At 61.8% G+C, this 12,956-nt stretch carries 13 protein-coding genes; 6 read left to right on the top strand and 7 right to left on the bottom strand.

Features of this window, described 5'->3' with window-relative positions; genetic code table 11:
* From O2807_04555 to O2807_04570, 4 genes are all read left to right on the top strand, one after another.
* A partial coding sequence (locus O2807_04555; GenBank protein ID MDA0999776.1) for a LysR substrate-binding domain-containing protein occupies positions 1–482 on the top strand: 482 nt, incomplete at its 5' end.
* A 270-nt stretch (positions 483–752) separates the two neighbouring features.
* A complete protein-coding gene (locus tag O2807_04560; GenBank protein ID MDA0999777.1) occupies positions 753–1,154 on the top strand; it encodes a hypothetical protein in 402 nt (133 codons plus the stop codon).
* A gap of 147 nt (positions 1,155–1,301) precedes the next feature.
* Positions 1,302–1,772, top strand: a complete 471-nt coding sequence (locus tag O2807_04565; GenBank protein ID MDA0999778.1) for a cytochrome c — start codon at positions 1,302–1,304, stop codon at positions 1,770–1,772.
* Complete coding sequence (locus O2807_04570) at positions 1,769–2,287, top strand: hypothetical protein (protein MDA0999779.1); 519 nt, start codon at positions 1,769–1,771, stop codon at positions 2,285–2,287. Before O2807_04565 ends, O2807_04570 begins: the two co-directional genes overlap by 4 nt.
* Positions 2,288–2,303: 16 nt before the next feature.
* On the opposite strand, the gene gatB is transcribed toward O2807_04570, so the two are convergent.
* The 7 genes from gatB to O2807_04605 form a co-directional block, all read right to left on the bottom strand.
* Positions 2,304–3,752 (bottom strand): Asp-tRNA(Asn)/Glu-tRNA(Gln) amidotransferase subunit GatB, encoded by a 1,449-nt coding sequence (gatB, locus tag O2807_04575; GenBank protein MDA0999780.1) that lies wholly within the window; start codon positions 3,750–3,752, stop codon positions 2,304–2,306.
* Between the two features lie 94 nt (positions 3,753–3,846).
* Positions 3,847–4,884 carry an isocitrate/isopropylmalate family dehydrogenase gene (locus O2807_04580; GenBank protein ID MDA0999781.1) on the bottom strand — a complete coding sequence of 346 codons (1,038 nt, stop codon included), beginning with the start codon at positions 4,882–4,884 and terminating at the stop codon, positions 3,847–3,849.
* A gap of 13 nt (positions 4,885–4,897) precedes the next feature.
* A complete protein-coding gene (gene gatA, locus O2807_04585; GenBank protein ID MDA0999782.1) occupies positions 4,898–6,376 on the bottom strand; it encodes an Asp-tRNA(Asn)/Glu-tRNA(Gln) amidotransferase subunit GatA in 1,479 nt (492 codons plus the stop codon).
* A gap of 38 nt (positions 6,377–6,414) precedes the next feature.
* Entirely contained in the window at positions 6,415–7,533 is a 1,119-nt protein-coding gene (locus O2807_04590; GenBank protein ID MDA0999783.1) for an ATP-dependent 6-phosphofructokinase, read from the bottom strand.
* A 39-nt stretch (positions 7,534–7,572) separates the two neighbouring features.
* The gene (locus O2807_04595; GenBank protein MDA0999784.1) at positions 7,573–8,325 is read right to left on the bottom strand and encodes a class I SAM-dependent methyltransferase; all 753 of its coding nucleotides are present in this window, start codon (positions 8,323–8,325) and stop codon (positions 7,573–7,575) included.
* 157 nt (positions 8,326–8,482) lie between these two features.
* Positions 8,483–9,385 carry a diadenylate cyclase gene (locus O2807_04600; GenBank protein MDA0999785.1) on the bottom strand — a complete coding sequence of 301 codons (903 nt, stop codon included), beginning with the start codon at positions 9,383–9,385 and terminating at the stop codon, positions 8,483–8,485.
* Between the two features lie 14 nt (positions 9,386–9,399).
* Positions 9,400–10,872 (bottom strand): DegQ family serine endoprotease, encoded by a 1,473-nt coding sequence (locus O2807_04605; protein ID MDA0999786.1) that lies wholly within the window; start codon positions 10,870–10,872, stop codon positions 9,400–9,402.
* A 478-nt stretch (positions 10,873–11,350) separates the two neighbouring features.
* Between O2807_04605 and O2807_04610 the strand changes: the two genes are divergently transcribed.
* Both O2807_04610 and O2807_04615 read left to right on the top strand, forming a co-directional pair.
* Positions 11,351–12,229, top strand: a complete 879-nt coding sequence (locus O2807_04610; GenBank protein ID MDA0999787.1) for a DMT family transporter — start codon at positions 11,351–11,353, stop codon at positions 12,227–12,229.
* Positions 12,230–12,397: 168 nt separating this feature from the next.
* Positions 12,398–12,850, top strand: a complete 453-nt coding sequence (locus O2807_04615; GenBank protein MDA0999788.1) for a pyridoxamine 5'-phosphate oxidase family protein — start codon at positions 12,398–12,400, stop codon at positions 12,848–12,850.
* The last annotated feature ends 106 nt before the right edge of the window (positions 12,851–12,956 follow it).

Raw genomic sequence — 12,956 nt, forward strand, 5'->3', positions numbered from 1 at the left:
TGGAGGGGGATTTTCCCATAGGGATCACCGGCGCCCGCATCCCGCACGATCAGCTCTCCTATCGTTTGTTTGCGGGGGATGAATTGATCCTGGCGGTCCCGAAAGGCCACCCTCTTGCAAAGCGGAAGCGGATCAAGGCCAAGGAACTGGCCGGCCAGAAAATGATTTTGCGCGAGAAGGGCTCGGGGACCCGCCTGGTGGCCGAGGAGCGTCTTCGCGCGGCGGGGATGGACATGAACGCGGTCCGCGTTGCCGCCGAGCTGGGAGATCCCCAGGGGGTCCGGACCGCGCTGAAGGCGGGCGTGGGCATCTCGATCGTCTCCCGGCACGCCGTCGAGGAGGACCTGCTCCGCGGCGACCTGAAGGAAGTCAAGATAGAGGGCTTCAACTGCGCCCGCTCGTTTTATTCGGTGGTCCACAAGGGAAGGTCCCTGACCCCGCTTTGCCGTACATTTCTCGAATTCATTCACGCCGAGAACTAGGGGGCGCATCTTCCGGCGGGGGGAAAGAAATTCCTGCCCGGCGCCGGTGGCGGCCCGTCCGCCTGCGGGAAAAAACGACATCAGTTTATTTTTCAATAAGTTACATTATCCTCCCGCTGTGTACCGAAAGGCATGGAACTTGCTTTTTAATTCTGTTGCGTGCGTGCGCCCCAGGAGAGAAGGGGCGGGCTATCCTGGAGCAGCGAGGAGCATACGATGGATTTCGGGTCTTTTGTGCGAGTGATGCAAATTCGGCGAAGTGGCGCCCTTTTGGCAAGCGTCATCCTTCTGGCGGGGCTCGTGGCCGCCTGCAGCCAGTCGAAGAATTTTGGCGAACGGCCCCCCCGGCCACAGCCGTGGGTGAAACTCGAGGCGGTACCCCCTCACGTTCTGGCGGTGCCGCGCGTGGCAGGCGTCTGGCTCTGGGATCGCCCCGGAGGGCCCTCCGCCCGGGCCGTCCGGCTGGTGGAGATCCCCTCGGGCACCGTGGGCAAAGTCATGTCCTTTGACGAAGGCAAGGCGAATATGTGGGGGTTCAACTCCCGCCTCGAATGGGAACAGATGGGCCTGCATGATCCGAATTGGCAGCCGGTCAGATGGGCCGAGGTCGCGACGCGCTTCGGCAAGGGGTGGGTGCGCATCGAGTTCCTGAATCCCTTGGGCACCAATTAGGGTTCCCACATTTTCGGGACCGCTTGAGCCGCCGATTTCCCCGTTTTGAAAATTGACAGAAAGATAGCCGGGCACTACGATTTTCCCCAGACCGCCTTTAGACTCTGGTGCAGCTTCCAGCTTCATTTTTTGTGAAGGAAAATCGTGATGCAGCTTCGGCATGTGTGTGGGGTGGCGGTTCTCGTTGCGGCCGCCTCGCTCGCCCCGTACGTCTCGGCCCAGAGAGACGCCCCCAGCGATCCCGCCAAGATCCAGAAGGCCCGAACCGCCTTGATGAAAAACATCAACCAGGACATGCGGAAGGCCCGCGTTGCCATTAAAAAGAAAGCCTTCCAGGAACTGGCGGCCACCAGCAAGGAACTCAGCGCGCTCATCGCCCGCATCCCGGAGTTGAGCCCCAAGGGCAGCGCCTTCGGCACGACGCGCATCAAGTCCGAGGTGTGGAAAAAATTTGATCATTTCCGGAAGCTTTCCACCGAATCCTCCGCCGCGGCCGCCCGGCTGGCGAAAGTGGCCGCGGAAGGCGACCAGAAGTCCGCGACGCAGGCCTTCCGGGGCCTCGCGAAAACCTGCACCAATTGCCATAAACCGTACCGGGAGAAAAAAACGGAAGAATGAAAACACTCGGCCTGTCTTTCCGCTGGCGATCCCGCGCCGTTTTATTATTCGGGTTGGCGTTCTTCGCCTTCGCGCTCTCCGGCTGCCTGGAGTTTCTCGAATCCGGCCCCCAGACGCCGGGGCGGGCCGGCCTCTTCCATGAGATCCAGCGGTTCGAGCTGGCGGCCCAGTGGAAGAACTGGCCCTACCTTTTGGAAAGCTTCTACCTCCCCGAGCACCGGAAAGAGATGGATACGATCTACGACGGAGATCCCGCGCGGTGGTTTCGAGAGGGGTTCGGCGGCCAGTCCCTTTCCGGGGGAATTGACGAGCCCGACAAGCAATTGTGCGTGCTGGCGCTGCGCGAGCGGCACGTGACCCCCCGCTTCGAGCCGCACTATGTGGTGTATTACCGCATTCAGGATCGTTGCCATCCAAACGGCGCGGAGCTGCCCAAGGGTGCCGTTGAAGGAAGAATGGAGTGGGGTTTTGAAGTGAAGGAGCGGCGCTGGGTCCACCTCCGCGCGGTGCGGTAAGTCTTGGCCCGCCCGGTCAGCCGCCGAGCGCGGCTTTGAGGGTTTCCTGCACGGTTTGCGGGTTGGCTTTTCCCTGGGTGGCCTTCATCACCTGGCCGACGAAAAAGCCGAGCAGCTTGGTTTTCCCGCCCCTGTAGGCGGCGGCCTCATCGGGATTGCCGGCGATCACCTCGGCGACCACCTTTTCGATGGCGCCGGTGTCCGATATCTGCGTTAAACCTTTCTCTTTCACGATTGCATCGGGGTCCACGCCGCTCTCGGCCATCTCGTCGAAGACCGTCTTGGCGATTTTGCCGCTGATGGTTCCGTCCGCGATGAGCGCGATCATTTTGGCCAGCTGCCCGGGCCGGATGGGGCACTCCTCGATCCTGACTTTCCGCTCGTTCAGTATGCGGAGGACATCGCCCATCACCCAGTTGCTCACCGCCTTGGCGCTTTCCCGGCCGGAGGCCCGGACGGTTTCCTCGAAATAATCCGCGAGGGGCCGTTCCGCCGTGAGCACATCCGCATCGTAGGGGGGAATACCGTAGGCGCTCTGGAAGCGGGCGCTTTTTGCGTCGGGGAGCTCGGGCAGCTCCTTTTGGACCGCATCGATCCACTCCTGGCCCACGGTGAGGGGGACGAGGTCGGGATCGGGAAAATAGCGGTAATCGTGGGCATACTCCTTGGAGCGCATGGGCTGCGTCATCCCCAAGGCATCGTTCCAGAGGCGGGTTTCCTGATAAATCCTGCCGCCCGAGGCGAGCGCCTCGCGCTGGCGTACCTCTTCGTACTCGAGCGCCCGCCGCATGTTCCGGAAAGAGTTGAGATTCTTGATCTCGACCTTCTCGCCGAGCGTGCTGCTTCCCGCCGGGCGGATCGAGATGTTGGCGTCGCACCGCAGGCTCCCCTCCTGCATGTTCCCATCGCAGATGCCGATGTACTGGACAAGGGTCCGCAGCTTGCGCATGTAAATCTCCGCCTCCTCGGGGGTGCGGAGGTCGGGCTCGCCGACGATCTCGAGGAGCGGAACGCCCGCCCGGTTGAGATCGACGTAGGAGTGGTTCGGATCGCCGAGCTCATCTCCGTGAATCAGTTTGCCGGCGTCCTCTTCCATGTGGATGCGGACGAGGCGGATGCGGCGCTCCTCGCCGCTCTTCAGGCGGATGTGCACCTCGCCGCCCGCGCAGATGGGCTGTTCGTACTGGCTGATCTGATAGCCCTTCGGGAGGTCGGGGTAGAAATAATGTTTCCGCGCAAAGCGGCAGGAGGGGGCGATCCGTGCCCCGACGGCGAGCCCCAGGCGGAGGGTGTAATCCACCACCTTGTGGTTCAGGACGGGGAGGACGCCGGGGAGTCCCAGATCGACGGTCGTGGTGTGGGCGTTGGGTTCTCCCCCGAAGGCGGCGCTGGAGCCGCAGAAGATCTTGCTTTCGGTGTTCAGCTGGGCGTGCACCTCGAGCCCGATGATGGTTTCAAATTCCATAAGCCTTCCCGATGGTCAGGGGCGAGCGGAAACCGGGCGCATATTGATGGAATCGCCCGGAGAAGAAAAGAGACTTGCGAAAATTCATCAGCCCCTATCCGGCCAGATGCGCGCGGACCCTCGCGGCGACCGCCCGCGTGAAGGTTTTGGTCCCCAATGCGCCGCCCAGATCGCCCGTGGTTTCGCCTGCCTCCAGGCATTCAAAGAGGCCATCCCGGAGCGCGCGGGCGTCCCGGGAGGCGCCGATGTGTTGCAAGAGCATGGCGAAGGCGCGGAAGATCGCCGTGGGGTTGGCCTTGTCCTGGCCCACGATGTCGGGCGCCGTTCCGTGCGCGGCATCGAACATCGCCACCACGACCTGGCCCTTTTCGTCAAAGGAGAGCGAGGCAGAAGCCCCGAGACCCATGCTGCCGACCAGCCCGCCCGCCAGGTCGGAGAGAAAATCCCCGTATTCGTTCAACACCAGGACGACCTGGAAGTCATCCGGGCTCATCACCAGCTTGGCGAGCAGGGCGTCGAAAAGCTCCCGGCGGTGCTCGACCTGGCCGGCGAAGAGAAACGTCTTTGAGACTTCACTCACAATGTCCTCGAAAAGACCGTCCGTCACCCGTTGAATCGTGTATTTGCTCGAGGAAGTGAGCGATTTCCGGTCCCGGGCGGCGATGCTGAAGGCGTAGTGGGCCGCCTTTTCCACGGTTTTCCGATCCACCACCCGGAGGCTCGCCGCGGCGTAGTCGCCGATCATCTGGCCGGGATCGTCATACGTTCCCCCGGTCGCCACCCGGACGATGTCGAGATCGATCTTCCCGGTGAAGTTGGTCTTGACGCCGGGAATGGTCGAGATCGGGCGATGGATGACGGAAAATTTGAGAAGTTTCCGCAGCACCGCGTTGGGGCTCTCCTCGATCGTCGCGGTCGGGTACTTCAGGCCGGTTTTGTGGGCCCGGAGAGATTCGGCGGCCTTGTCGTAGAACTTGCGCGGCGCCTCGCGCCGGTTTTCGTAGGAAAGATCGGTTGTTTCAAATTGATAGTTTCCCGAGAGCGCATCGGCGATCTCGCGGACGCTCTCGCAAATCTCTACGGAAATCCCATCGCCCAAAAGCTCGGCGATCGTATGGGTCTGGCTGTTCATCGGTGTCTCCCCCTCAGGGAGTGCTGGGTGGCAGTGCCAGGTGATGATCGGTGGCGGCCTCGAAAGCAGCCGTCGCCCGGAAGATGGATTCCTCCCCAAAGGGTTTCCCCAGGAACTGCAGCCCGATGGGGAGGCCGGATGCGGTGAAACCGCAGTTTTGGCTGATGCCCGGAAGGCCCGCGAGGTTGCAGGGAATCGTCAGGATGTCCGAGAGGTACATGCTGAGCGGGTCGTCCATCCGCTCGCCCAGCCGGAACGCCGGAGTGGGGGCGGTCGGGGTCAAGAGAACGTCCACCTGCGCGAACACTTTCTGGAAATCCTGTGAAATCAGCGTCCGTACTTTCTGGGCCTTGGTGTAGTAGGCGTCGTAATAGCCCGATGAAAGGGCATAGGTGCCGAGCATGATGCGGCGCTTGACCTCATCGCCGAACCCCTTCTCCCGGCTCTCGGCGTACATGCCGAAGAGGGGGCCGTATTCGGATTCGCCGGTTTTGCGCGCTCCGTAGCGTACGCCGTCGTATCTGGCCAGATTGCTGCTGGCCTCGGCCGGGGCCAGGATGTAGTAGACCGGCAGGGCGTAGTCTGTGTGCGGAAGCGAGACCTCCTGGGTGGCGGCGCCGAGGCTCTCCATCACCTCGATGGCCGAGCGGACGGCGGCCTCCACCTCTGGGTCCATCCCCTCGAGGAAGTACTCCTTCGGGATACCGATGCGCATGCCTTTCGCGCCCTTGCCAAGGGCGGCGGCATAGTCGGGAACGGGTTCCCGCATCGAGGTGGAATCGAGCGGGTCGTGGCCGCTCACCGCGCCGAGGAGCAGGGCCGCGTCCCGCACGTCCCGTGCCAAGGGCCCGATCTGATCGAGCGAGCTCGCGAAAGCGATCAACCCGTAGCGCGAGACGCGCCCATAGGTCGGCTTCATCCCCACGATGCCGCAGCAGGCGGCCGGCTGGCGGATCGAGCCGCCCGTATCCGAGCCGAGCGCCGCGGCGCACGAGCGGGCTGCCACCGCCGCCGCGGAGCCGCCGCTGCTGCCGCCCGGAATGGTGTCGAGGTTCCAGGGATTTCTCGTTGTGGCGAAGGCGCTGTTCTCGGTGGAGGAGCCCATGGCGAACTCGTCCATGTTCAGCTTCCCGAGGATGACGGCGCCGGCTTCCTTCAGAAGGCGCACGGCGGTGGCGTCGTAGGGCGCGATGAAATTCTCGAGGAACCGCGATGAGCAGGTGGTCCGCACCCCTTTGGTGCAGAGAAGGTCCTTGACCGCCACGGGAACGCCGAGCAGGGGGGAGGCGCCGCTTCCCGCTTTCAGTTTTTTGTCCGCCTCCCGGGCCGCGGCGATGGCTTCCTTTTCCATGACGGTGACGTAAGCGTGGATTTTGTCTTCGGTTTCCGCAATTCTTTCCAGATAGGCGCGGGTAGCCTCCTCGGAGGAGACCTTGCCGGAGCGGAGCTTCTCGCTCAGGGCCGAGGCCGTCCACGTGACGATTTCATTCATTCGGGCAAATTCCTTTCCGGGGGTTCGCGAAACCGGGTCTAAAGCTCATCGCCAAACGAGGTTCCCACGGCCCGGGCCACCTTGATGAAGTCCGAATCCGGGGAGGCGAGGCGTTGCCCCTTCGCCGCGTTTTCGAGCGGTACAGCGGCGATTTTGCCGTTTTTCAGCGATACCATGTGCCCGAATTTTCCCTCGATTGCCAGAAAGGCGGCGTGGACGCCGAAGCGCGTGGAGAGATTCCGGTCGTAGGTGGAGGGCGAGCCGCCGCGCTGGATATGCCCCAGGGTGGTCACACGGGTTTCGATGCCGGTTTCGGTTTCGATGGCCTCTCCCACGCGGATGCCGATTCCCCCGAGGCGCCGGGGTTCGGTCGGGTCTGCCACCAATCTGCCGACAACGACATCTTTCCCGATTTCGTGGGCGCCCTCGGCGACGACGATGATGCTGAAGTTCCTGCCGGATGCCCGCTCTTCCCGGATTTTGTTCGACACCGCTTCCATCGAGAAGGGAATCTCGGGAATGAGGATGACGTCCGCGCCGCCGGCGAGCCCGGAGAAAAGCGCAATCCAGCCCGCGTTCCGGCCCATCACCTCGATGACCATGGCGCGCTGGTGGCTCTCGGCCGTGGTGCGGATCCGGTCGATGGCCTCGGTGGCGGTGCCCACCGCCGTGTCGAACCCGAAGGTGACATCGGTCGCGAGGAGATCGTTGTCAATCGTTTTGGGTACGCAGACGGCCGGAATGCCTTTCCGGTAGAGTTCGTAGGTCATGCTGATGGTGCCGTCTCCGCCGATGGCGATCAGGCCGTCGAGGCCGGCTTCGTGGAAGTTTTTGACGACCGTATCCGACATGTCGACCGTCTTGTGCTCGCCGTCGATGTGCATGATGTAGGAAAAGGGATTGTCGCGGTTCGAGGTGCCCAGGATGGTTCCTCCCCGGGACAGAATATCTTCCACCCGGGAGGAATCGAGCGGAATGAATTGCTTGTGGATCAGCCCGCTGTAGGCGTTTCGGATGCCGAGCATGCGGACGCCGGCTTCCTCCGCCGTGAGGGTGACGGCCCGGATCACCGCGTTGAGTCCGGGGCAGTCGCCGCCGCCGGTGAGGATACCCAGACTCCGGACTCTTTTCTTGGGACGGGAAGGCTTTGCCGTCATGGTGGATCCCCCCTCGTTTGAGCGCCCGGGCAGTAGTTCCTAGAGCCGCCGCATTATAAAACAGGCGTAGCCCAAACTCTGCCGGCCGCCTTCGTGATGGAAAATTTCCAGTTCCTTCTGCCATTCGTTGAGCGTGGCCTGTTCGCCGGATGACCCCTGGTACTCCTTGCGGTTTTCCAGAATCGCACGGGCCTGGCCCGCGTAGAATTCCTCCCAGACGCTCTCCTGGGACAAATCGGCCGAGACGACCTCGAAGCCCCGGGCGCCCAAAGAGGCCTTCCGCGCATCCACCTCGCAAATCGGCGCTGGGCATTTCGATTCAATCCACTCGCGGACGGCGGGGGCGGCGGTTCGCGATGCGTCCGGCCGCCATACGAGTTCCGAGTACGCCAGCCATCCTCCGGGCCTCACCACCTGTGCCAGAAGTTCCAGAAGAACCGCGGAACAGTCCGAAAAGGGGCTCGCGTTCAGGATGGCGAGGTCAAAGAATCCCTCGTCGAAGGGCAGGTCGTCCGGCGCGCCGTCCATCACGTTGACGATGTGGCCCATGTCGGAGAGCAGGATTCTTCTCCGCGCTTCCTCGGCGAATTCGGGCCGGTGCTCCATCCCGATCACCATGCAGCCGAACTGCTGGGCGAGGATGAGGCATCCCTCTCCCTTCCCGCAGGCCGCGTCCAGGACGTTCGATGCGGGGGAGAGGCCGCAGGCCATTCCCAACTGTTCGAGGAATACCGAAGAAACCGGGCACAGAAAATCGTTGTGCTTGTAGCGTTCGAAGAGGTCGAGAGCCATCAAGAAACCTTCAGGTGGTTTCGCTAAAAAGGTGAAAGCCCGATCAAATCCAGTATGAGCAGAAGAGACGCCAAACCCAAGACGCCCAGAATGGACAGGGCCACAAGACCGAACAGCTTTTCGTAGATCATCTCACACTCCCCCGGTTCTGATGGGTCTATGATGATTTTTTCTTCTTCCAGTTTTTGGGTTGGGATTTTCCGATCTGAAGAAGTATTTTCCCGTCCTTGAACACGCTCACCGTTCCGGTGGATTCGCTGATGGCGAAAGAGATGGCCGCGCTGACGTCGGTAATTCCGGCGGCGGCCATGTGGCGGGAGCCCAGCCCCTGCGGCAAGTCCAGTTCCGGGGCGGCGTTCAAATGCCGTCCGGCAGCCTCGATGACGCCGTCCCCCCGGATGACGAAAGCCCCGTCAATGGCGCTGAACTCCTTGATGGTCTCGCGCAGCCCGGAGTCGAGAATGTTGCGCTGCTCCTCGGGGTATCCGTGGAAGGGATTGATCACCATCTGCCGGGAATACTGAAGAACCAGCTCGTGATCGCCCAGCACGATAAGCGAACCGCGCGGCTTTCCCTCTCTTCCCTCGGCTGCGAGTTCCAGGGCGAGCGAGAGCACCGACTCGAACACCTTCGGGTCCACGCCATTCACCGTGCTTTGCGTTTCGGAAAGCTGAATCATTTCCTGCTCTTTGTCGAGACGGAAAACGAGCAAGGTGTCGATCTCCTGGTTTTCCGGCAGGCCCGTCAGGCAAACGATCGTGTCTTCCTTCGAAATCTTGCCTTCGCTCAGGGCGATGACCATGCCCATTTTGATGGCGTCCAGACGATTGAGCATCAAGGAAGGCAGAAGGATGACGTGGCAACCTTTCTCTTGAAGCGATTCCGTGAGTTCGGCGTTGGCGGTGGTGATGAAGCGTTCCACCTCCTGGGGGAGTAGCTGAAGAATTTCGAGGTTCTTCAGGGCGTCCGCGTAGACGAAGATGGCGCGCCCCCCGAGCTGGGCGCATATCTGCGCCGCCGCCTCAATCAAGATTTCGCTTTGTCCGATGACCTTCGCCAATGAAACCTCCAGAGCTATCCGGCTTTGTCGATCGGCACGTATCGCGTGTTGCCGCGCCGCTCGACAAGAAAAATATGTCCTTCTTTATCGCCTTTTTTCAGTGCCTGGTGAAAGTCCCCGACGCTTTCGATGGGCAGATGATTGACTTCGACGATCACATCGCCCGGCCGCAGTCTGGCGTTGTCCGCCGGGCTGCTTTTCTGGATGCCGGTAATGATGACGCCTTTCTTCGAACTTGACTGAAAGCGACGGGCCGTCTCCGGCGTCAGCGTCGTGACGCGAAGCCCCAGTTTCAGAGAGGGCGTGCTCTGGGGCTGTGGCCGCGAAGCCAGGGTTTCGGAGGGAAGCTTGCCCACAGCGATTGTCAGGGAAATTTTCTTTCCCTGCCGGATGATTTCCATGACGGCTTTCGAGCCGGGTTTCAGGTCGGCGGCCGTGAGCGAGAGCGACCGGAAGTCCGAGATCTTCTTGCCGTTCAGCGAGGTGATGATGTCTCCCTGCTTCACCCCGGCTTTCATGGCGGGGCCGCCTTCGACGACCTTGCGGACGAGCGCGCCCACGGCCTTTTCGAGTCCGAAGCGCCTGGCCAGCTTTTCGTTCCAGGGCTGAATGGATACACCCAGGAATTCCCGCGTCACGGTGCCGGTTCGAAGCTGTGGAATGATTTTCTTGACGACGTTTACCGGGATGGCGAAGCCGATGCCGATGTTTCCGCCGGAGCGGCTGAAAATCGCCGTGTTGATGCCGACGACGTTTCCTTTCAGATCGAAAAGGGGGCCGCCGCTGTTTCCCGGATTGATCGAGGCGTCGGTTTGGATGAAATCGTCATATGGCCCCGCGCCGATGATGCGCCCCTTGGCGCTCACGATTCCGGCGGTGACGGTGTGAGAGAGGCCGAAGGGGTTTCCGATGGCCATAACCCAATCGCCCACCCGGAGCTTGTCGCTGTTCCCCAGATTGACGGCGGGGAGCTCTTCGCCGGGCTTGAGTTCCACCCGGAGGAGCGCAAGATCGGTGCGCGGGTCCCGGCCCACGACAGCAGCCTTGCGGGTTTTTTTGTCATCGAAGACCACGGTGATGCTGGTCGCCGCGCTGATGACATGGTTGTTGGTGAGAATCAGCCCGCTCTTATCAATGATGAATCCCGAGCCCAGGCTGCTGCTCTTCTGGGAAGGGGCTCTTCTTTCGGGAACGCCCGGGGGCGGCTCGAAGAAGGGGTTGTCCTCGAAAAACCGGCGGAAAAGCTCGCTCCAGGGATCTCCGGGCATACCCGGGATTCCCTGCCGCGCGGGGGCGACGGTTTCGGCGCGGATGTTGACCACCGAGGGGCGGAGTCGCTCGGCCAGATCTGCCAGCGAGGGCATGTTGTTGGCGGCGCCGACCGATCGGGGGAGCGCCGCCAGCCCCGCAAGGACGATCAAGGCGCAGAAAACAAGCGTTTTTACCGGGAAAGCTGTTTTTTGTGCTCTATAAAGCGGACCAACCATTTTGTAAAACTCCCTTTCGGTTTTGAATCAAAGACGGCGGTCTTCGACAGGTGCAATATAGCAGATTCGGGGAAGCGCCCAAACAGCAGAGAGAGGGGAACCCGTCAAAAATCAGAGATTTTCAGATCAAACCCGGCCGAAGGGCTCCCGCCGGGAGGAAACCCGGAGAGGGCCGGATTTGCAATACGTAGAAAGGAGGCCGCCGTTCATCTCGCGCGTCACAACGAAAAATGAGCCTCTCCCGCCCGGGTCCTCCTTCGCAATGCATGGGGCGGACCGTTGATTTTTCAACAAAGCCCGCTGCTCACACCGGCTTGGACGCCCCCAGGTTCCCGCTGGAGGAGGCGGGGGACCGCGAAACCCCCCGCTTCCGCTGGCAATTTTGCGCTCCAGGTGGAATTCTTCCATTTCGCGCGGTTTTTCGGGCAAAGATGGCGTGCTCCGCGAAGCGGGCCATCGGGCATCAAGGAGTGTTCGATTGACGGGAAACACAGCCGGCGCTTTGTGGGCGCTCTCTGCAGCGGTCCTCGCCGCCTACACCAATGTCATTTCGACGAGCCCGGTCCGGCGGCTGGGCGTGCTGACCGCGACCTGCATCACGAACAGCGTCAACATCCTGATCCTCGGGATCATCGGCTGGTGGCTCTACCGGGAGGATCAGTTCAGCTGGGCGGGGATTTTGTGGTTCGCCCTCCTGGGCGTTACGGCCTACAGCTACGGCCGCTTCGTTTTCTATCAGGGCCTCTCGACCATCGGCCCCTCGCGGCAGATGACGCTGATGAGCCTGGCCCCTTTTCTCAGTCTTTTTCTCGGTGTGATGTTCCTCGGCGAGGAGCCCCGGCTCCCGGTTATTCTTGGCACCTTCCTCGTGGCGGGCGGCGTGGTGTTCGTCAGCTACGAGCCGACCGAGGGCGGCAGCTGGTACCACAAGGGAATCATCTGGGGGTTTCTCAGCGCCATCTCGGTGGGCGTCAGTTTCTTCATCCGGAAGAAGGGGCTCGCCGCCATGCCGAATGTCGCACTCACCGTCGCCTGGGCGAACTTCGTGAGCCTTCCCATCATTCTGAGTCTGCGGCCCCTCGTCCCCTCTGCGTATTTCGCCATCTCGGATCGCGCCGCCATCCGGGTGATGCTCATCGCGGGCGCTTTCAACGCTGGCAGCCAAATTCTCATGAACTACGCCGTTTTTGTCGGAGACATCAGCGTGGTCACCCCCATCTACACATCCGCCCCCATTTTTTCCCTCATCTTCGTGGCCCTCTTCGGGCGGGGCCTCGAGCGCACGCGCGGGACGCTGGTGGTGGGCGTTCTCCTCACCGTCGCGGGGGTGACCGCCATCGTCCTCGGGCGGGGATGAGGTGGGGCATGTTCCCGCCTGGCGTTGATTCGGGACGGCGGGAGGAGTAGTCTATTTCATATCTCGACAGAAAGAGGGCTTGGATGCACGGGATGTTTTGCCCGAAGAGTACTGACACTGGGTGAAGAAAACGCACCTATTCCTTGATTCTTACCGGAGGACAGCGAAATGGGAGACAAGGCGTTTATTGACAGCTTCCTGGCGGAGAAGCGCATGTGCCGCTTCTCGGTGACGCGCAGCGACGGCGGCCAGCTCATCCGCCCGATCTGGTACAAGTGGGAAGACGGAAAATTCTGGATCAGCACCAAGTCGAGCGGCGTTCACACCCGCATCGTCAAGAAAAACCCCAAGATCTCCATCGTCGTCGACAAGGACGATCCGCCCTACAAGGCCGTCGTCTGCGAGGGCGAGGTCGAACTCATCGAAGGCGTCGGCAAGGATCACGAGCTCATCGGCCAGATGGCCGCGCGCTACCTTCCGCCCCCCATCGTCGAGAAGTTCATGGCCGGCCCGGTGGCCCAGGTCGATCGCGTCCGCTTCATCGTCCATCCCAAGCGGTGGACCATCTGGGATGCGAGCGCCGAGCCGCCCTTCCCGGCGCGGCCGGGCAATTACTCCTAGCGCCGAAACGCAAAAAAAATCGGGCGGTCCCCCCGCGGGGCCGCCCGTTTTTTTGTCTCTTGTTTTTTGGGTCCGAGATGTTTTTTGCTAGAGGCTGTCGCCCACC

This window comes from bacterium, from assembly GCA_027622355.1.
Taxonomy (GTDB): Bacteria; UBA8248; UBA8248; order UBA8248; family UBA8248; genus JAQBZT01.

Excerpts from the sequence above, each read along its gene's own strand:
- O2807_04565 (MDA0999778.1), top strand. The coding sequence starts at position 1,302 with ATGCAGCTTCGGCATGTGTGTGGGGTGGCGGTTCTCGTTGCGGCCGCC.
- O2807_04605 (MDA0999786.1), bottom strand. The coding sequence starts at position 10,872 with ATGGTTGGTCCGCTTTATAGAGCACAAAAAACAGCTTTCCCGGTAAAA.
- O2807_04580 (MDA0999781.1), bottom strand. The coding sequence starts at position 4,884 with ATGAACAGCCAGACCCATACGATCGCCGAGCTTTTGGGCGATGGGATT.
- O2807_04595 (MDA0999784.1), bottom strand. The coding sequence starts at position 8,325 with ATGGCTCTCGACCTCTTCGAACGCTACAAGCACAACGATTTTCTGTGC.
- gatA (MDA0999782.1), bottom strand. The coding sequence starts at position 6,376 with ATGAATGAAATCGTCACGTGGACGGCCTCGGCCCTGAGCGAGAAGCTC.
- O2807_04590 (MDA0999783.1), bottom strand. The coding sequence starts at position 7,533 with ATGACGGCAAAGCCTTCCCGTCCCAAGAAAAGAGTCCGGAGTCTGGGT.
- O2807_04615 (MDA0999788.1), top strand. The coding sequence starts at position 12,398 with ATGGGAGACAAGGCGTTTATTGACAGCTTCCTGGCGGAGAAGCGCATG.
- gatB (MDA0999780.1), bottom strand. The coding sequence starts at position 3,752 with ATGGAATTTGAAACCATCATCGGGCTCGAGGTGCACGCCCAGCTGAAC.
- O2807_04570 (MDA0999779.1), top strand. The coding sequence starts at position 1,769 with ATGAAAACACTCGGCCTGTCTTTCCGCTGGCGATCCCGCGCCGTTTTA.